The organism is Actinomadura geliboluensis (assembly GCF_043197915.1).
GTDB lineage: Bacteria > Actinomycetota > Actinomycetes > Streptosporangiales > Streptosporangiaceae > Spirillospora > Spirillospora geliboluensis.
On record NZ_JBICUA010000003.1, the window covers coordinates 106,928 to 124,471 of the forward strand.

Genomic DNA, 17,544 nt, shown 5'->3' on the forward strand with positions numbered 1-17,544 from the left:
TCTGGCCCCGGTCAAAAGATCGTCTTTGTTGGGACGGGCGTCATCCGCACGGTGCCCCGCGGTCACCGATCTTCGTGAGGCTGTCCGGCGATCACTGCCGGACCCCTCCGAAAGGTCGCTCCTCCATGGCCGACTCCGCGCACCCGCTGAACCGGAGAACCTTCCTGGTCGCCGGTGGTCTCGCCACCGCCACCGCCGCCGCCGGCCCGCTCGTCCCGGGCACCGCGCACGCCGCCGCCCCGCGCCCGCGCACCCTGCCCGGTGACCCGTTCACCCTCGGCGTCGCGTCCGGCGACCCCGACGCCGACGGGTTCGTCCTGTGGACCCGGCTCGCCCTGAACCCCCTCGCCGAGGACGGCCTCGGCGGCATGCCGTCGCGCACCGTCCCCGTCCGCTGGGAGGTCGCGACCGACGAGCGCTTCCGCCGCGTCGTGCGGCGCGGCACCGCCGCCGCCCGGCCCGAGGCCGCGCACTCCGTGCACGTCGAGCTGAACGGCCTGCGCCCCGGCCGCGACTACTGGTACCGGTTCCGCACCGGCGCGCACGTCTCCCCGGCCGGCCGGACCCGCACCGCCCCGCACCCCGCGACCTACGGGCCCGCGCTCGCGATGGCGTTCGTCTCCTGCAGCCAGTTCGAGCACGGCTACTTCACCGCCTACCGGCGGCTCGCCGAGGAGCACCCCGACATCGTCCTCCACCTGGGCGACTACCAGTACGAGTACAAGAAGGGCGTCTACAACATCCCTGGCGGCAACGTCCGCGACCACGAGGGCCCCGAGACGGTCACGCTCGCGGACTACCGGCTGCGGCACGCCCAGTACAAGTCCGACCGCGACCTCCAGGCCGCGCACGAGGCCGCGCCGTGGCTGGTCGTGTTCGACGACCACGAGGTCGAGAACAACTGGGCCGACGACATCCCCGAGGCGAACTCCGACACCCCGTCCTCCAGCCCCCACCCACCACCATCCAATCGACGAGCTCCGCTCGGCAGCCCGTCCTACGAGGCGTTCCGCGCCCGCCGCGCCGCCGCGTTCAAGGCGTACTACGAGAACATGCCGCTGCGCCGCACGTCCGTCCCGAAGGGGCCGGACATCCAGATCTACCGGCGCGTCCAGTGGGGCCGGCTCGCCACCTTCCACATGCTCGACACCCGCCAGTTCCGCGACGACCAGGGCTGCGGCGACGGCTACAAGGACTGCCCCGAGGCCACCGACCCGAAGCGCTCCATCACGGGGGACCGGCAGGAGGCGTGGCTGCTGGACGGCTTCCGCCGCTCCCGCGCGCGCTGGGACGTCCTGGGGCAGCAGGTGTTCTTCGCGCAGCGCGACAACACCGAAGGGCCCGTCAAGAAGACCTCGATGGACTCCTGGGACGGCTACGTCGCCTCCCGCGACCGCATCACCAGGGGATGGCTGGACGCGAAGGTGCGCAACCCCGTCGTGCTCACCGGCGACGTCCACGCGCACTGGGCCGGCGACCTGAAGGCCGACTACGACGACCCCGGCTCGAAGACCGTGGGCTCGGAACTGGTGTGCACGTCCATCACCAGCACCGGCGATGGCAAGGACTCCGACCCCGCCGACCACCCCTTCCTCAAGATCAACCCGCATCTGCGCTTCTACAACAACCAGCGCGGCTACGTGATGACGACGATCGGCAAGGAGGAGATGAAGGCCGACTTCAAGACGCTGCCGACCGTCCGCACGCCGGGCGCCGGGATCTCCACCAAGGCGACGTTCGTCATCGAGGACCGCGTCCCCGGCGTCAACGAGACCTACCTGCGGCCCTTCGCGTCGCCGAAGGCCGCGGCGCAGCCCGACGGCGAGCTGATCGAGCAGACCGTCGCCAACGAGACCCAGCCCTGACCTCCGCCGCCGCCCCGGGACGCGCCCGCCGGCGCGTCCCGGGGCGGCGCGCGCTCAGCGGTCGACGCGCGGGCTCGTCGCCGGGCCGGAGAGGATGTCGGCCAGGTCGTAGGCGACCGGTACCTCGAGCTGCTCGTACGTGCACGACTCGGGCGTGCGGTCGGGGCGCCAGTTGCGGAACCGGGCGGTGTGCCGGAACCGGTCGCCCTCCATCGCCTCGTACGCGACCTCCACCACCAGCTCGGGACGCAGCGCCACCCAGCTCAGGTCCTTCTTGCCCGTCCAGCGGGAGACGGCGCCGGGCATCCGGTCGGCCGTCGCCTCGCTCTGGCGCGCCCACTCGCCCCACGGGTGGGCGGAGAGGTCCTCCAGCCGGTAGGGCTGCAGCTCCTCGACCAGCTCGGCGCGCCGCTTCATCGTGAAGGACGCGGCGACCCCGACGTGCTGGAGCTTGCCCGCGGAGTTGTAGAGCCCGAGCAGCAGCGACCCCACGATCGGCCCCGACTTGTGCCAGCGGAAGCCCGCCACCACGCAGTCGGCGGTCCGCTCGTGCTTGACCTTGAACAGGACGCGCTTGTCGGGCTCGTACACGGTGTCGCGCGGCTTGGCGATGACGCCGTCCAGCCCGGCGCCCTCGAACTCGTCGAACCAGCGCAGCGCCAGCTCGTAGGAGTCGGACGCCGGCGTGACGTGGATCGGCGCCTTCACCCCCGCGAGCGTCTCGGTGAGCCGCCTCCGGCGCTCGCCGAGCGGCACCTCCAACAGCGACTCGCCGCCGAGTGCCAGCAGGTCGAACGCCACGAACGACGCGGGCGTCTCCTCCGCCAGCAGCTTGATCCGCGACGCGGCCGGGTGGATGCGCTGCTGGAGCGCGTCGAAGTCGAGGCGCGTCCCCCTAGGCAGCACGATCTCGCCGTCCACCACGCACCGTGCGGGCAGCTCGCGCTTCACCGCCTCGACGAGCTCGGGGAAGTAGCGGGTGAGCGGCTTCTCACCGCGGCTGGACAGCTCCACCTCGTCGCCGTCGCGGAAGACGATGCAGCGGAAGCCATCCCATTTCGGCTCGTACAGCAGGTCGCCCTTGGGCATGGTCTTGACCGCCTTGGCCAGCATCGGCGGCAGCGGCGGGCTGATCGGCAGGTCCATGCCCCCATCCTGCGCCACGGCACCGACAGAACGACAGCCCGGGGGTGTTCGGTAACGTGCAGGTCATGCGCCGTTTGCTGCCGGAGCCCGCCGCCGGCGTCGACCCGTACGAGAGCTACGGCGACCTTCCCGGGCTGCGGCTCGGCATGGTCGTGAGCGTGGACGGGTCCGCCACCGACGCCGAGGGCTGGACGGACGGACTCGGCGGTGACGCCGACTTCCGCGTCCTCCGGAGCCTGCGGGCGCTGGCCGACGCGATCCTCGTGGGCGCCGGCACCGTCCGGACGGGACGCCTCGGCCCGGCCCGCCTACGCCACGATCTGCGCGCGCGCCGCGGCCGGCCACCCGCGCCCATCGTCGTGGTGAGCCGCTCCGCCGATCTCGATTGGACGCTCCCGCTGTTCACCAAGGCGGAGACACCCACCATCGTGGTGACGTCGCAGAGCGGCCGGAAGAACGTGCCGAGCGGCATCCAGGTGGTCGTGGAGGGGGAGGACAGCGTCGATCTGCCCGCCGCCATCAGGACGCTCCGCGAAGACCTCGGCTACGAGCATCTGCTCTGCGAGGGCGGCCCCGCGTTGGCGACCGCGCTGATCCGGGCATCGCTCGTCGACGAGCTGTGCCTCAGCATTGCCCCGACCCTGCTCGGAAGCCCTCGCCACACCCGCCTCTTGGACGGCCTGGAGACCGAGGTACCGCTCGACCCCACCGCCCTCTACATCGATGAGGGCGTGCTGTTCGTCCGCTACCGGCTGCGGGTGTAGCGCAGGAACAGGAACTCTTCGTCCTGCAGGGCGTGGGCGAGCTTCATCTCCAGCGGGACGGGCACCGGCGGCGCGTTCAGGATCCGGGTCGGGTTCCCGCCGAGCAGCATCGGGCTCAGGGTGAGGCACAGCTCGTCCAGCAGCCCGGCCGCCACCAGCTGCCCGAGCACCGACGGCCCGCCCTCGCACAGCAGCCGCCGGTGGCCGCGCTTGGCGAGCTCCCGGACGGCGACGGCGAAGTCCAGCGAGTCCTTCCCCGCGATGATGACGTCGGCGTGCTCCCGCGCAGCCGCCAGCCGGGCCGGGTCGGCGGACGCGGTGGCCAGCACCATCGTCGGCACCTCGGCCTCGGTGAAGATGGGGGCCTCGAAGTCCAGGTCGAGGCTGCGGGACACGATCGCGATCGGCGGGACGGGGGTGCGCCCCTCCCGGACGCCGTCCCAGCCCTCGCTGGGCTTGACCGGCCCGTAGCCCTCGGCGCGCACCGTCTGCGCGCCGATGACGACGACGTCGGCGAGGCCGCGCAGCAGCAGGAACAGGTGCCGGTCGGCGGCGTTGCCGAGGCCGCCGCTGCGCCCGTCGCGCTGCGCCGCCCCGTCGAGGCTGGCCACCATGTTGGCCCGCAGCCAGGTGCCGTCGGGCGGGTACGCGTAGCGCTCGGCGAGGTCGGCCTCGCCGGGCTCCGGAGACAGAGAACGCATAGATCACCCAAGCTACTGCACGCGCCCGTCCGACCGGCCGGATGACCGGTTGTGCATCAATCTGTAGAAATCCGTCATGCCGGGAGCGTCCGGAAGTAACACTTGCCCGCGGGGACGGGGACGGGAATTCCACAGAAGGGAGCGGGGGGTGGAGTACGCGGCGCTGTGCGCGTGGATCCTCGCCGCCGCGGCGGGCGGCCACCTGCTGGTCATCTGGTTTCTGAACGGCGGTCGCTCGACGAAGGTGACGCGGTTCCCGGTCCTGGTCGTGGTGGGGCATCCGCTCGCGGCCGTGGCGGGCCTCGCCCTGTGGCTCGCCCATCTGGCCACCGGGGACGCCCGCTACGCGTGGGCCGCGTTCGCGGTGCTGCTGGTCGTCGTCCTGCAGGGCTTCGCGCTGTTCACCCGCTGGCTCGTCGGGCGGGGCGGGCGGCACGCGCGCGGCGCGGAGCAGGCGTTCCCGGCCGCCGCGGTCGCCGTCCACGGCGCGGTGGCGGTCACCACGGTCGTGCTGGTCTTCCTGGCCGCGCTCCAGGCCGCCGGCGCCTAGGGCCGCCTGGGGGCACCGCCTAGGGGAGCCTCCGCAGGACGAGGAGGGCGCGGTCGGTGACGCGCACGACGTCGCGGGCCTTGACCCGGGGGCGCTCGCCCACGGTGCCGGGCTCGGCGGTGTCGAGGGCGAACTCCCAGCGCTCGCCGTACTCGGCGCCGGGCAGGGTGAACTCGACCGGCTCCGACCCGGCGTTGACCAGCAGCAGGAACGAGTCGTCGCGGACGCGGCGGCCGCGCGGGTCGGGCTCGGTGATGGCGTCGCCGTTGAGGAACACCCCGAGCGACTTCGCGAAGCCGACGTTCCAGTCCTGGTCGGTCATGCTGTCGCCGGCCGGGGTGAGCCAGGCGATGTCGGCGGCGGCGCCGCTGCCCCGCCCGGTGAAGAACCGGCGGCGCCGGAACACCGGGTGGTCGTGCCGCAGCCGCGACAGGATCCGGACGAACTCCATGTCGTCGGAGTCCTCCCAGTGCACCCACGCGGTCTCGTTGTCCTGGCAGTAGGCGTTGTTGTTGCCCTTCTGCGTGCGGCCCAGCTCGTCGCCGTGGGAGAGCATCGGCACGCCCTGCGACAGGAACAGCGTCGCCAGGAAGTTGCGGCGCTGGCGCGCGCGCAGTTCCAGGACGGCGGGGTCGCGGGTCGGGCCCTCGGCGCCGCAGTTCCAGGAGCGGTTGTCGTCCGTCCCGTCCCGGTTGCCCTCGCCGTTGGCCTCGTTGTGCTTGTGGTCGTAGGAGACCAGGTCGGTGAGCGTGAACCCGTCGTGGCACGTCACGAAGTTGATGGACGCGAACGGCCGCCGCGCGCTGTGCTCGTACAGGTCCGACGACCCGGTCAGGCGGGACGCGAACTCCGGCATGGTCGCGTACGACCCGCGCCAGAAGTCGCGGACGGTGTCGCGGTACTTGCCGTTCCACTCCGTCCACAGCGGTGGGAAGTTCCCCACCTGGTAGCCGCCCTCGCCGACGTCCCACGGCTCGGCGATCAGCTTCACCTGCGACACGACCGGGTCCTGCTGGACGAGGTCGAAGAACGCGGCCAGCCGGTCGACGTCGTGCAGCTCGCGGGCCAGCGCCGAGGCCAGGTCGAACCGGAACCCGTCGACGTGCATCTCCAGGATCCAGTAGCGCAGCGAGTCCATGATGAGCTGCAGCGCGTGCGGGTTGCGGACGTTCAGCGAGTTGCCGCAGCCGGTGTAGTCGAGGTGGTAGCGCTTGTCGTCGTCGCGCAGCCGGTAGTAGGACGCGTTGTCGATGCCGCGGAACGACAGCGTCGGGCCCAGGTGGTCGCCCTCGGCGGTGTGGTTGTAGACGACGTCCAGGATCACCTCGATCCCGGCCTCGTGCAGGGCGCGGACCATCGCCTTGAACTCCAGCACCTGCTCCCCGGACTGCCCGGACGAGCTGTAGGCGTTGTGCGGCGCGAAGAACCCGATCGTGTTGTAGCCCCAGTAGTTGTCGAGGCCCCGCGCCACCAGCGCGTGCTCGGGCACCGACTGGTGCACCGGCATCAGCTCCACGGCCGTCACGCCGAGATCGAGCAGATGGTCGATCATCACCGGGTGCGCGAGGCCCGCGTACGTGCCGCGCTGCTCCTCCGGGATGCCCGGATGCAGCCGGGTCAGCCCCTTCACGTGCGCCTCGTAGATGACGCTCTCGTGGTAGGGGACCCGCGGCGGCCGGTCGTCAGCCCAGTCGAAGAACGGGTTGATGACGACGTTCTTCGGCATGTAGGGGGCGCTGTCGTCCTCGTTCAGCGCGTCGGGGTCGGCGAACCGGTAGGAGAACAGCGACTCGTGCCAGCGGACGCCGCCCTCCACGGCCTTGCCGTACGGGTCGAGCAGCAGCTTGGACGGGTTGCAGCGGTGCCCGTCCCGCGGGCTGAACGGGCCGTGCACCCGGTACCCGTACCGCTGCCCGGGCCCGACCCCCGGCAGGTAGCCGTGCCACACGAACCCGTCGACCTCCGGCAGCTCCCGCCGGGTCTCGGTGCCGTCGGCGTCGAACAGGCACAGCTCGACGCGCCGCGCCACCTCGGAGAACAGGGCGAAGTTGGTGCCCGTCCCGTCCCAGGTGGCGCCGAGCGGATAGGGGTCCCCGGGCCAGACCTCCCGCATGCTGTCCCCTTCCGGCCGGTGAATCCTGGTCCCGTCGATTGTCGCCTACCCCGCGCCGATCACTGTGTCACCCGCAGAGTGTCACCCGGGCGGGAGGCGCCAGACGAGTTCGTCGTCGCGGGTCTCGCCGGTCGCGACCATGCCGATCTTGGACGCGACGGCGGCGGAGGCGCGGTTGTCCGGGTGGACGGTCGCCACGATCTCGCCGACGCCGTGGGCGCGGAGCCAGTCCAGCACGGCGCGGGCGGCCTCGGTCGCGAAGCCGAAGCCCTGGTAGGGCATGCCGACGACCCAGGCGACGGACGCCAGGTGCCGGGGCGGGCCCGGCGTGACCGTCGACCCGGCGGAGGCGGGCCCCACGGTGAACCCCGGCGCGGCCGGCTGGACCGTCGCCTGGACGTAGCCGACGGCCTGCCCGTCCCGGACGCGGCGGACGATCCAGTTCAGCCACCACTCCTGGTGGAACGGCGCCGGGCCGGCGACCAGGTGCGCGTAGCGGGCGCGCAGCTCGTCCCGGGTGAGGGGCTCGCCGCCGATGTGGCGGTGCAGGCGCGGATCGTCCAGGACGGGCGCCATCTCGTCCGCGTGGTGGACCGCCAGCGGCTCCAGCAGGAGGCGCGGGGTCCGGATGGCGTCGGCGATCGGCCCGTACACCCGCCGATCGTATGCCGCCGGGCCGCCGCCGGCCCGGTTTCAGAGCCGCCGTGTCCAGACGCCGGCCGGGTGCTGCTTCGGGTCGAGCCACAGCCAGGGCTGGGCGTGCCGGAACGGCAGGTCGGTGCCGGGCTGCCAGGGGAACAGGCCGTCCCGGTTGGGCCAGACGACCTGGAGGATCGGCAGCGGCGGGCGCCGGTAGAACGCCACCGCCCCGCGGAACAGGCCGTCGTACCAGCGCGGGTCGACGTCCCGGAACGCGGCCTGCTGCCCCCGGACGACGCCGTCGCGGCGCTCGCCGTCCACCGGGACGCCGCCCTCGGCGGTCTGCCGGCCGAGCGCGTTGAGGACCTCCTCGGTCTCGTACACGTCGCCGCCGAACATCGCCAGCTCGGGCGCGCCGTGGCTGTGCCACAGGCCGATCGTGTACGCCCAGCCGGGCCCGTCGGCGTCGGGCTGCACGAGGACGACGCTCCACCCGTACTGGGTGATGTGGACGATGGTGCGCAGCTGGAAGTTGTCCAGGCGGTCGCGGTCGCCGTAGTCACGGCAGATCACGCAGGTGCACGAGGGGCGGTCGCCGGACATGACCCTCAGTTTACGATCAATCGACCCAGGGTCGGCGCCCGTCGCCCCCCTTTGCCGGTCATCACCGAAACGGCATGTGAGCGGCGCCTTTTCTACGACAGAATGCTCACCACGCGCGCATCGCGCGGGAAGGTCCGCCGCCGCGACCGAAGGGGAGCCCCCCATGACCGAATTCATCGACCCGGCCGCGCTCGACTCGGGGGTCCCGCACGCGGCGCGCATCTGGAACTACTGGATGGGCGGCAAGGACAACTACGCCGCCGACCGCGCCGCCGGCGACGCCGTGGCCGACGTGTACCCGCAGATCGTGACGATGGCGCGGCTGTCGCGGCGGTTCCTCATCCGGGCGGTCGGCCATCTCGCCGCCGAGTGCGGCGTCCGGCAGTTCATCGACATCGGCACCGGCCTTCCCACCATGCAGAACACGCATGAGGTCGCGCAGGGCATCGCGCCGGAGTCGCGCATCCTCTACGTCGACAACGACCCCCTCGTGCTCGTACACGCCCGCGCGCTGCTGGGCAGCACCACGGGGGAGGGCTCCACGACCTACGTCCACGCCGACTACCACGAGCCCGACCGGATCCTCGACGGGGCCCGCGAGACGCTCGACTTCGACCAGCCCATCGCCGTCATGTTCATGGGCGTGCTCGGCTACGAGCCCGACCTCGCGGTGGTCCGCGCCATCGTCGGCCGGGTGATGGACGCGGTGCCGTCCGGCAGCCACCTGGTCCTGTGGGACGGCACCGACACGGGCGCGGAGGTCGTCGACGGGGCCGAGAAGCTGGTGGAGAGCGGCGGCGTCCCGTACGTCCTGCGCAGCCCCGAGCAGCTCGCGCGGTGCTTCGAGGGCCTGGAGATGGCCGAGCCGGGGCTCGTCCCGATCAGCGAGTGGCGCCCGGACGTCACGCCCGCCCCCATCGACGCCTACGGCGCCGTGGCCCGCAAGCCCTGACGCCACCCTGGGGGTGGGCGGCGGCGGTGGCAGGGGTCAGTCGGCCGGCAGCCGGCCCAGGCCCGCGTACAGGGAGTCGGTCTGCGGGCCCGACGGGCCGTACTCCGGCCGCCACTTCCACGGCCGGGTCAGCCCCGGCTCGACCAGCTCGAAGCCCGCGAAGAACGACGCGATCCGCTCCGGGGGCCGGAACACGATCGGGCTGGTGGCCTTGCGGTACACCTCGACGACCCGCTCCAGCTCCTCGGCGGGCGTGCCGTCCGTGGTCAGGTGCGACAGCGCGAAGTACGAGCCGGGGGCCAGCCGCTCCCGGAAGGCCGCCACGATGCCGGCCGGGTCGTCGTCGTCCGGGATGAAGTGGAACAGCGCGATCGACAGGACCGCGACCGGCCGGGAGAAGTCGATGAGCGCGCGCAGGTCCGCGTGGCCGAGGATCGCCTCCGGATCCCGCGCGTCGGCGGTGATGACGGTCGTGGTGGCGTTGGTCGCCAGCAGCGCCCGCCCGTGCGCCAGCACGATCGGGTCGTTGTCGACGTAGACGACGTGGGCGTCCGGGACGACCTCCTGCGCGACCTCGTGCACGTTGCCCTGGGTGGGCAGGCCCGTGCCGAGGTCGACGAACTGGTCGATCCCCGCCTCGGCGAGGTGCCGGACGACCCGCTGCAGGAACCGGCGGTTCTCCCACACGGTGGCGTGGCACAGCACGTCGCCGACGGCCGCCTTGACCTGCTCGGCCGCCGCGCGGTCCGCGGCGTAGTTGTCCTTGCCGCCGAGGAAGTAGTCGTACATGCGCGCGGGCGAGGGCGTGCCCGTGTCATAGGAGGGGAGGACGCCGTCGCTGCCCATTCGAGCCACCTCGGTCGCGGAGCCGGAACGCCCCACATGATCGCACGCGGGCCCTCGGCTGCGAAGCCCTCGGGGACGGCGAAGATCCGGCCCGCCTCACGCCCGCCCGCCGGCGGCGCCGGCCGGTGAGGCGCTCCCGCCGTTCCCGTCCCCGTCCCCTCCCGCGCCGCTGGTCCCGCTCTCCAGGATGGAGACGATGGAGAACAGCGAGAAGCAGATGCAGCCGAGGCCCACCAGGACGCGGGCCGCGACGAGCACCGCGGGATCGGCCGACTCGAAGAGGAACGCCGAGAGGAAGAGGCAGAGCAGAGCCGTTCCGACCGGGATCAGCGGGACCCGGTTCGCCAGGGGGGCGTCGCGCCGCCAGACGAGCGCGAGCAGCAGCACCTTGCTGAGGATGCTCCAGCAGATGAGCCCCAGCCCGACCAGCACGTAGGCGGCGGCCAGTTGGGCGGACCGGGTGTGCACGGCGATGACGATCAGCGCCCACACGATGCCGATGGCCCCGAGGGCGGCGGCCGTTCCCGGCCAGAGCGTGCGCTCTCGCGGGGTGTAGGTGTTCTGGATCTGCCGCAGGATGCTGGCCACCAGTCCGATGAGGCAGGTGCAGACGAGCGCCAGACCGCTCATCACGTGCCCGGAGGTGAACCGCCCCGCCGCGGCTCCGCCGCCCCCGCCGGCGAGCAGGAGGAAGGCCCACGCCCAGGTGGCGAGGGCCGCGAGCACCGGCAGTGTCGTCAGGATCCGCGCGGTGAGCGGGCTGAACGGCGCCGGGGCGCGCGGCGGCGATCCCTCGGGCAGCGCCGAGTTCTCGCTGATCAGGAGGAAACGGGTGGAGACCGTGGCCACGCAGGAGACGCACGCGCAGACCATGCCGACGCCGAAGACCACATGCCCGGCGACGAAATCGGGCGGCGACGTCCGGGGGCCGCTGAGCAGGTAGAGCCCGTACCCCGTGGGGACGCAGCTGACCGCGAACCCGAACGCCGGGTAGAGCAGCCGGTCCAGCTCGGTGTAGCGGCCGATGAGCTGCCTGATGATCGTGGCCGCGGTGGCGAACAGGCAGAGGCAGATGGCCGCCAGGAAGATGAGCACCAGACCCGCGACGCGCGCGCTCGGACCGGATGCGTGCCCGAGCACGTAGCCGCCCAATCCCGCCGACACGGCACCCATGAGCACGGGTATGGCTCGGAACAGGACGCTGATTTCGTAGTTCATCAAGCCCCTGAGGAATGGTGGTGTGTCCCGGCCGAATACCCCGTGATTTCGCTACCGGTTTCGGGGTCTGGCGGCGAGTCGGCACCGACACGGTTCCCTGGGGCCGACCCGGCAAAAGGGCGTCCCGTCAAGGATCGATCAAGTTAGTGTCGGCTTCCATTTGCCGGGAATCCGCCGGCCTGCCTGGCCTGCGGCGTGCCTTGTCCGTTTGCGACATGCCCAGGTCGTCCTCTCGGGATCTCCTTCGCCGCCTGGAACAATTCACGGGTGCCCGAAGCCCGTGACCACGGACCGCTGCCTCCGTTGCTCGTCCTGCTCACGATCATGGCCGGGCTGGTCGACTCCGTCAGTTATCTGGTACTCGGCAATGTCTTCGTGGCGAATATGACCGGGAACATCATTTTTCTCGGTTTGGGGCTCGGCGGCGGCCAGGGCGTGGTGGGGAAGATCCTTTCGATCGCCCTGTCGGTCACGTGCTTCTGCGCCGGGGCCGCCACCGGCGGGCACGCGGCCTTCAACGGGATCACGCACCGCGGCCGCCTGCTCGGCGCGGCCACCGCCACGCAGGCGTGCGCCCTCGCCGCCACCGCGCTCATCGTCACCGGTCTCGACCATGTCGGCGATCCCCGCCGCCAGGTGGCCGTCGGCGTCCTGGCGGTCTCGATGGGCTGGCAGTACGCGATCGTCCGGCGACTCCAGGTGCCCGACTTCCGGACGGTCGTCGTCACCACGACGCTCACCTCGCTGGTCGCCGACAAGGCCGAGGCCAAGGAGCGGGTCGTGCGCCGGGGCCTGTCGGTCGCGGCCCTGCTCCTCGGCGCGGCCGTCGGCGCCGTGCTCGTCCAGAACGTCTCGATCGCGGCCCCGCTCTGGTGCGCGACCGGGGTGCTGGTCGTGGTCGCGTCGGCCGCCTTCATCACCGCGCGCCGGCCGAACGCCGACACGTGGCGGTGAAGGGCGTCGTAGCGGACGCGGGTCAACCGGCGATTCGTCCGGAGCGTCTCCTTTGTGGAGCCGTCGCGGGGGAGGCCATGGTCGCCGAACATCAGGTCGCGTTCTTCCTGCGGGAGCTGGATTCGCCCGATCCCGCGCGTCGCGCCGCCGCGGCGAAGGGGCTGAGCCGTGCCCCCGGGCATGCCGGGGAACTGCTCGCCCTCGTCACGGACCCCGCTCCGGAGGTCCGGGCTGCGGCGGCCCTGGGACTCGGCCGGCAGCGGGCGGCGGTACCGGCCGAGCCGCTGGTGGCGCTGTGCTCGGACCCCGACGCCGAGGTCCGGCGGCGCGCGGTCAACACGCTCGTCCAGCTCGGCGCGTCCGGGCCCGAGGTGGCCGCGGCGTTCGCCGGGCTGGTCGAGGACGCCGGACTGCGCAACCGGACGGTCGTCCTCGAGTGGCTGCTGCGGGCCGAGGTGCCCGTGCCCGCCGCGTCGCTGGTGCCGCTGCTCGGCCACCGCGACGACCTCATCTGGGCGCGCGCCCGGTTCCTGCTGCGGCTGCTCCCCGAAGCCGACGCGGTCTTCGCCGACCTGGCGCGGACCGCCTCGGGCAGGGTGCGCCACATTGCGCTGGACATGCTGGACACCCCGCAGGCAGGTGTCCCCGGCCTGAGCTACGGCGCCCCGGAAGAGGTGCACGTGGCGGCCTGGAAGCGGTTCTGGGAGCCTGAGCCGCGGGTCGTCCGGGCGCTGCTGGCCGCCCTCGCGGAGGAGACCGAGCCGAGAGCGCGGCACAACCTCTTCCGCGCGCTGGCCGGGCACCGCGTGCCGGACGCCGTCGGGCCGGCGGCGGCCTGGCTGGACGATCCCGCATGCGGTCCCGCCGCGGCTTCCGCGCTGGGCGCCGCCGGCACCACCGAGGGCATCGACGTGCTGCGGCGCTTCGCGGCGGGACGGCACGACGCCGCACTGCGCCGCGAGGCGCTGCGGGCACTGGGCGCGGCGGGCGGCATCGCGGAGGCCGAGTCGCTGCTCGGGCTGCTCGGCGCACGGTCCGAACCGGTGCGCCTGGGCGCGGCCGCCGGGCTGGCCGCCTTCTTCGAGCGGACCGGCGACTCCCCGCTCGGCCGGTTGGAGCGGTGGCGCGCCGGCCGCGTCCCCGGGGTGCCGGCCCCGCCCGCCGAGAACGCGGTCCGGGAGCTCGCGCGCCGGTCGGCCGTCCGACTGGTGCGCGAGCTCATCGCCGACGTGGAGCACACCGACGTCTATCACAGCGCACTGTGGTCGATCCCGGAGGTGCGCCCGATGCTGCCGCAGCTCCTCGAACACCGCGTCGGGCGTGTGCGTGCCACCGCGCTGTACCTCGCCCGTAGGTTCGGCGGCGTCGACCTCGCGACCAAGCTGCGGTTCTTGGACGATCCCCATCCGCATGTGCGCACGGAAGTGGTGTCCGACCTCCGGTCGCTGGCGGGGAGCCCGGACCTTTCGCCCGCCGATCGGCGTGCGGTGCGTGCCGGCCTCGAACGCGCGCGGGACGACGAGGATTCCTTCGTCCGCGATTGGGCGGCCGACGCCCTGGCGCGCCTCGACCAGTCCGCCGCCGGCCGGACGGCGTGATCGTCCGTTCTCAGTGCTCGCCGGGCCGGCCGTCGAGTCCCTGCCCGCGCAGCAGGAACCAGGCCGCGACGGCGGCGGCCAGGAGGACGGCCGCTCCGGCGCCGGCGGCGATGGCCAGTCCGTCGACGAAGGACTGGCGGGCGGCGTCCAGGAGCTGCGAACCGGCGCCGGGCGGCATGTGCGCGGCGGCGTCGACGGCCCCGCCCAGGGACTCGCGGGCGGCGTCCGGGGTGCCGGGCGGCCCGGTGAAGCCCCGGTAGGCGCCGGTCACCACGGAGCCGAGCAGTGCGATGCCGAGGGCGGCGCCGAGTTCGTAGGCGGTCTCGGACACCGCGGAGGCGGCGCCCGCCTGCTCCTTGGGGGCGCTGGAGAGGATCACGTCGGCGGTGACGGTGAACGAGAACCCGGCACCGAGGCCGACGACCAGCAGCGCGCCGCCGAGCACGGGGTAGCCGGTGGACTCGCTGATGGCGGTGAGCGCGGCGAGCGCCAGGGCGATGGCGGCCAGCCCGCCCGACACCACGGCGCGGACGGACAGGCGCCGGGCCGCGCGCCCGGCGATCAGCCCCGCCGCCACCGCGCCGGCGGCGGCGGGCAGCTCGGCCAGGCCGGCCTCCAGCGGCTGCCTGCCCTGGACCAGCTGCAGGTACTGGGAGAGGAAGAAGATCAGCCCGGACAGCCCCAGGACGGTCATCAGGTCGGCCAGCACCGCGCCGCTGAAGCCGCGGCTGCGGAAGAGCCGCAGGTCCAGCAGCGGGACCGGCAGGACCCGCTGCCGGCGGACGAACCCGTACAGGGCGGCGGCGCCGAGCAGGCCCGCCGCGAGCGGGCCCCATCCGAACCCGTGCGCGGCGGCCTCCTTGACCGCGTACACGGCACCGCCCATGCCGGCCAGCGACAGCACGACGCTGACCGGGTCCCACGGACCGGCGTCCGGGTTGCGCGACTCGGGCAGCAGCCTGGCGCCGACCACGACCAGGACGGCCATCACCGGCAGGTTGATCAGGAACACCGAGCCCCACCAGAAGTGCTCCAGCAGCAGGCCGCCCACGATCGGGCCGACCGCCATGCCGGCGGAGGCGGCGGCGCCCCAGACGCCGATGGCGAGGCTGCGCTCGCGCGGGTCGTGGAAGAGGTTGCGGATCAGGGCGAGGGTGGCGGGCATCAGGGTGGCGCCGGCGACGCCGAGCAGCGCGCGGGCCGCGATCATCAGTTCGGGCGTGGTCGCGTAGGCGTTGAGCACCGATACCGCGCCGAAGGCCGTGGACCCCACCAGCAGGATGCGCTTGCGGCCGATGCGGTCGCCGAGGCTGCCCATGGACACCAGCAGGCCGGCGATCACGAAGGAGTAGACGTCGCCGATCCACAGCAGCTGGGTGCCGGACGGCCGCAGGTCCTCGCTGAGGTAGGGGGTCGCCAGGCCGAGGACGGTCACGTCGACGGCCACCAGGAGCACGGCCAGGACGAGGACGGCGAGCGCCGCCCAGCGGCCGGGCCGCTTCACCGCCTCCGGCGTGCCGGGCGTGCCTGGCGTGCGCAGCGTCCCGGTCACGATCCCTCCTTCCGGGCGGCGCCGCCGAGCAGCAGCTCGACGATCATGTAGGTGATGTCGTTGCGGGCCACGCGGCCATCGCTCACCGCCCAGGCGCCGGAGGCCAGCAGCCCGTAGAGCGCCTCGGTGAGCCAGGCCGGGCTCAGGTCGAGGCGGAACTCGCCGTCCTCCTGGCCGCGGCGGAACAGCGCGGTCAGCCGGGCGTCGATGCGCTCCCAGCCCTGGTTCATCCCGTCGCCCTCGAAGAGCTGGTTCTCGGTGTAGAGGAAGGCGAGCAGGCCGGCGGACGGCTCGATCTCGCGGACCAGGCGGCGCACGGCGCCGGCCGCCGCGCCCTCGTCCAGGCGCGCCGCCGCCAGGGCGGCCTCGCACTCGGCGATGCCGAGCGCCTCCAGCGAGCGGATGAGGGCGTCCCGCCCGGGGAAGTGGCGGTTCAGCGTCGCCCGGCTGATCCCGGCGGCCCGCGCCACCTCGTCCATGGTCGCGGTGGACTTCCTGGTCAGCAGGGCAGCGGCGGCGCGCAGCACCTGGTCTCGATCGACAGCCATGAGACGAGTATATGTCAAATGAGACATCAATGTCTCAAACGATGCACCGACGGCTCATCCAGCGTCGTGCGGCAGAGGCACCGGCCCCGGTGAGCCTCCCTCGTCGCCGCCGCGTTCGCGGCCTGCCGCCCTCGAAGGCGGCAGGCCCGAAGCGGTTCAGTAGCCGGAGCCGCTGAGGAGGCCGCCGTCGACCAGGATCTCGGTGCCGGTGCAGTAGGCGGACTCGTCCGAGGCGAGGTACACGACGGCGCCGGCGACGTCGTCCGGCTCGCCCCAGCGGGGGATGGGCAGGGCCTTGAAGAAGGCGTCTCGATGGAGGAGGTGTTGACGATCGCGCCCCCGCCCGCGGCCTTCATCGGCTCGACGACCGCCTTGACGCCCGGCCACGGCCCGACGGTCCTACCGGCAGCACGCGGAGGGCGGCTTCCGTTGCGGGCGGCGGGTTCGTGGGCGACGGGTGGTGCGCGAGCCTCCCGCCGCGCCCCGGTCATCAGTAGTCGCGGCGCCAGAAGCGGCGTCCGGTGAGCAGGAGACCCGCGACTCCGCCCAGGGTGAGCCCGACCGTTCCGGTGATCATGGCGATGCCGGGGATGCTCCCGTCCCCATCGGACGAGTTCTCCGCCGCCGGTGCGGACTTCACGGTGGTGGCCGGCGTCGCCCGATGGTGGTCGTGGACGGCGGGTGCGCCGGCCGGGGCGGAAGCCGGCTTGTCGGCCCCGAGCTTCGCGGCGGGGTCGGACGGCCGTGTCGAGGGGGCCCCGGAGGCGGAGCCGGTTGCGGGCTTGGAGCGGGTGGAGGCGCCAGGGGCCGCCGCGGTGCCCTTCCCGCCGAAGACGACGTCGGAGCAGGAGTAGAACGCCTCCGGGCTGTCGCTGCGCTGCCAGATGGCGTAGATGAGATGGCGGCCCTTCTTCCCGGCGGGCAGCCGGCCCGGCAGCAGGTAGGTTCCGTCGGCGACCGCCGGGTCGCTCTTGGTCAGGAACGGCTTGCTCTCCAAGTCCGCCCAGGTGAGCGGCTTGCGGGGATCGTAGCCGTCCTTCGTGACGTAGAGCTGGAACGTTCCCCGGTGAGGCGCCGTCACCTTGTAGCGGAGCGTGCGGGCGGCGCCCGCCGCCAGTTCCGTGGCGGGCCAGTCGGCCCGGGGGAGGTCCAGCCCGCGGAAGGCGGGGGCGCCCGCACTGCACAGCCGGCCATCGGGGATGATCTGCCGGTGCCGCCCGGCCGCGTCGCCCAGCCGGACGCCGTTCCAGTCGTAGAACGCCTGGCGCCCGCTCGCCGACACGGCGGCCCGGCACGCCGCCGAACCGGGCGATTCGGGATTCTGCTGGTAGCAGGCGAAAACCCGGCTCACCGGCGACTGCATCGACCCGTGGGCCAGCGCCGGCGGCGCTGCCAGTGCCAGTGCCACCACGGGCACGGCGGTCACTCCGGCGGCGGTCGAGGCGCGACGGAGGGTCGCGGCGCAGGTCTTCATCGGGCTCCCATCGGAAAGTGT

The 17,544-nt window shown here is 73.0% G+C and carries 17 protein-coding genes; 6 read left to right on the forward strand and 11 right to left on the reverse strand.

Features of this window, described 5'->3' with window-relative positions:
• The first annotated feature begins 125 nt into the window (after positions 1–125).
• Positions 126–1,865 carry an alkaline phosphatase D family protein gene (locus ACGFI1_RS10945; RefSeq protein WP_392784698.1) on the forward strand — a complete coding sequence of 580 codons (1,740 nt, stop codon included), beginning with the start codon at positions 126–128 and terminating at the stop codon, positions 1,863–1,865.
• Between the two features lie 54 nt (positions 1,866–1,919).
• On the opposite strand, the gene ACGFI1_RS10950 is transcribed toward ACGFI1_RS10945, so the two are convergent.
• The gene (locus tag ACGFI1_RS10950) at positions 1,920–3,011 is read right to left on the reverse strand and encodes an ATP-dependent DNA ligase (RefSeq protein ID WP_387077495.1); all 1,092 of its coding nucleotides are present in this window, start codon (positions 3,009–3,011) and stop codon (positions 1,920–1,922) included.
• A gap of 65 nt (positions 3,012–3,076) precedes the next feature.
• Between ACGFI1_RS10950 and ACGFI1_RS10955 the strand changes: the two genes are divergently transcribed.
• A complete protein-coding gene (locus ACGFI1_RS10955; RefSeq protein WP_392784700.1) occupies positions 3,077–3,775 on the forward strand; it encodes a dihydrofolate reductase family protein in 699 nt (232 codons plus the stop codon).
• Here ACGFI1_RS10955 and ACGFI1_RS10960 read toward each other — a convergent pair.
• On the reverse strand, positions 3,757–4,476 hold the full coding sequence (locus ACGFI1_RS10960) for a pyrimidine reductase family protein (RefSeq protein ID WP_386871623.1): 720 nt from the start codon (positions 4,474–4,476) through the stop codon (positions 3,757–3,759). The two genes, ACGFI1_RS10955 and ACGFI1_RS10960, sit on opposite strands and share 19 nt — an antisense overlap.
• 148 nt (positions 4,477–4,624) lie before the next feature.
• On the opposite strand from ACGFI1_RS10960, the gene ACGFI1_RS10965 reads away from it, so the two are divergent.
• Positions 4,625–5,026 carry a hypothetical protein gene (locus ACGFI1_RS10965; protein ID WP_387077499.1) on the forward strand — a complete coding sequence of 134 codons (402 nt, stop codon included), beginning with the start codon at positions 4,625–4,627 and terminating at the stop codon, positions 5,024–5,026.
• 19 nt (positions 5,027–5,045) lie between these two features.
• Here ACGFI1_RS10965 and glgX read toward each other — a convergent pair whose 3' ends face one another.
• From glgX to ACGFI1_RS10980, 3 genes are all read right to left on the reverse strand, one after another.
• A complete protein-coding gene (glgX, locus tag ACGFI1_RS10970) occupies positions 5,046–7,139 on the reverse strand; it encodes a glycogen debranching protein GlgX (RefSeq protein WP_138635433.1) in 2,094 nt (697 codons plus the stop codon).
• A gap of 81 nt (positions 7,140–7,220) precedes the next feature.
• On the reverse strand, positions 7,221–7,793 hold the full coding sequence (locus ACGFI1_RS10975; protein ID WP_386871629.1) for a GNAT family N-acetyltransferase: 573 nt from the start codon (positions 7,791–7,793) through the stop codon (positions 7,221–7,223).
• A 39-nt stretch (positions 7,794–7,832) separates the two neighbouring features.
• Positions 7,833–8,381, reverse strand: coding sequence for a DUF4262 domain-containing protein (locus ACGFI1_RS10980; RefSeq protein WP_386871631.1), 549 nt, complete (start codon positions 8,379–8,381; stop codon positions 7,833–7,835).
• Positions 8,382–8,544: 163 nt separating this feature from the next.
• Between ACGFI1_RS10980 and ACGFI1_RS10985 the strand changes: the two genes are divergently transcribed.
• The gene (locus tag ACGFI1_RS10985) at positions 8,545–9,333 is read left to right on the forward strand and encodes an SAM-dependent methyltransferase (protein ID WP_392784703.1); all 789 of its coding nucleotides are present in this window, start codon (positions 8,545–8,547) and stop codon (positions 9,331–9,333) included.
• Between the two features lie 36 nt (positions 9,334–9,369).
• On the opposite strand, the gene ACGFI1_RS10990 is transcribed toward ACGFI1_RS10985, so the two are convergent.
• A complete protein-coding gene (locus ACGFI1_RS10990; RefSeq protein WP_392784705.1) occupies positions 9,370–10,179 on the reverse strand; it encodes an SAM-dependent methyltransferase in 810 nt (269 codons plus the stop codon).
• A gap of 96 nt (positions 10,180–10,275) precedes the next feature.
• Entirely contained in the window at positions 10,276–11,397 is a 1,122-nt protein-coding gene (locus tag ACGFI1_RS10995) for a DUF2776 family protein (protein ID WP_392784707.1), read from the reverse strand.
• Between the two features lie 267 nt (positions 11,398–11,664).
• Here ACGFI1_RS10995 and ACGFI1_RS11000 point away from each other — a divergent pair, with 267 nt between their 5' ends.
• Positions 11,665–12,351 carry a YoaK family protein gene (locus ACGFI1_RS11000; protein ID WP_392784709.1) on the forward strand — a complete coding sequence of 229 codons (687 nt, stop codon included), beginning with the start codon at positions 11,665–11,667 and terminating at the stop codon, positions 12,349–12,351.
• Between the two features lie 77 nt (positions 12,352–12,428).
• Positions 12,429–13,949 (forward strand): HEAT repeat domain-containing protein, encoded by a 1,521-nt coding sequence (locus tag ACGFI1_RS11005; RefSeq protein ID WP_392784711.1) that lies wholly within the window; start codon positions 12,429–12,431, stop codon positions 13,947–13,949.
• 10 nt (positions 13,950–13,959) lie between these two features.
• Here the strand turns inward: ACGFI1_RS11005 and ACGFI1_RS11010 are convergent, their stop codons facing one another.
• From ACGFI1_RS11010 to ACGFI1_RS11025, 4 genes are all read right to left on the reverse strand, one after another.
• Positions 13,960–15,489, reverse strand: a complete 1,530-nt coding sequence (locus tag ACGFI1_RS11010; RefSeq protein WP_392785516.1) for an MFS transporter — start codon at positions 15,487–15,489, stop codon at positions 13,960–13,962.
• Positions 15,490–15,497: 8 nt separating this feature from the next.
• Positions 15,498–16,049, reverse strand: a complete 552-nt coding sequence (locus ACGFI1_RS11015; protein ID WP_387077515.1) for a TetR/AcrR family transcriptional regulator — start codon at positions 16,047–16,049, stop codon at positions 15,498–15,500.
• Between the two features lie 156 nt (positions 16,050–16,205).
• Positions 16,206–16,436 (reverse strand): SDR family oxidoreductase, encoded by a 231-nt coding sequence (locus tag ACGFI1_RS11020; protein ID WP_392784713.1) that lies wholly within the window; start codon positions 16,434–16,436, stop codon positions 16,206–16,208.
• 103 nt (positions 16,437–16,539) lie between these two features.
• Entirely contained in the window at positions 16,540–17,523 is a 984-nt protein-coding gene (locus ACGFI1_RS11025; RefSeq protein ID WP_392784715.1) for a lytic polysaccharide monooxygenase auxiliary activity family 9 protein, read from the reverse strand.
• Between the last annotated feature and the right edge of the window lie 21 nt (positions 17,524–17,544).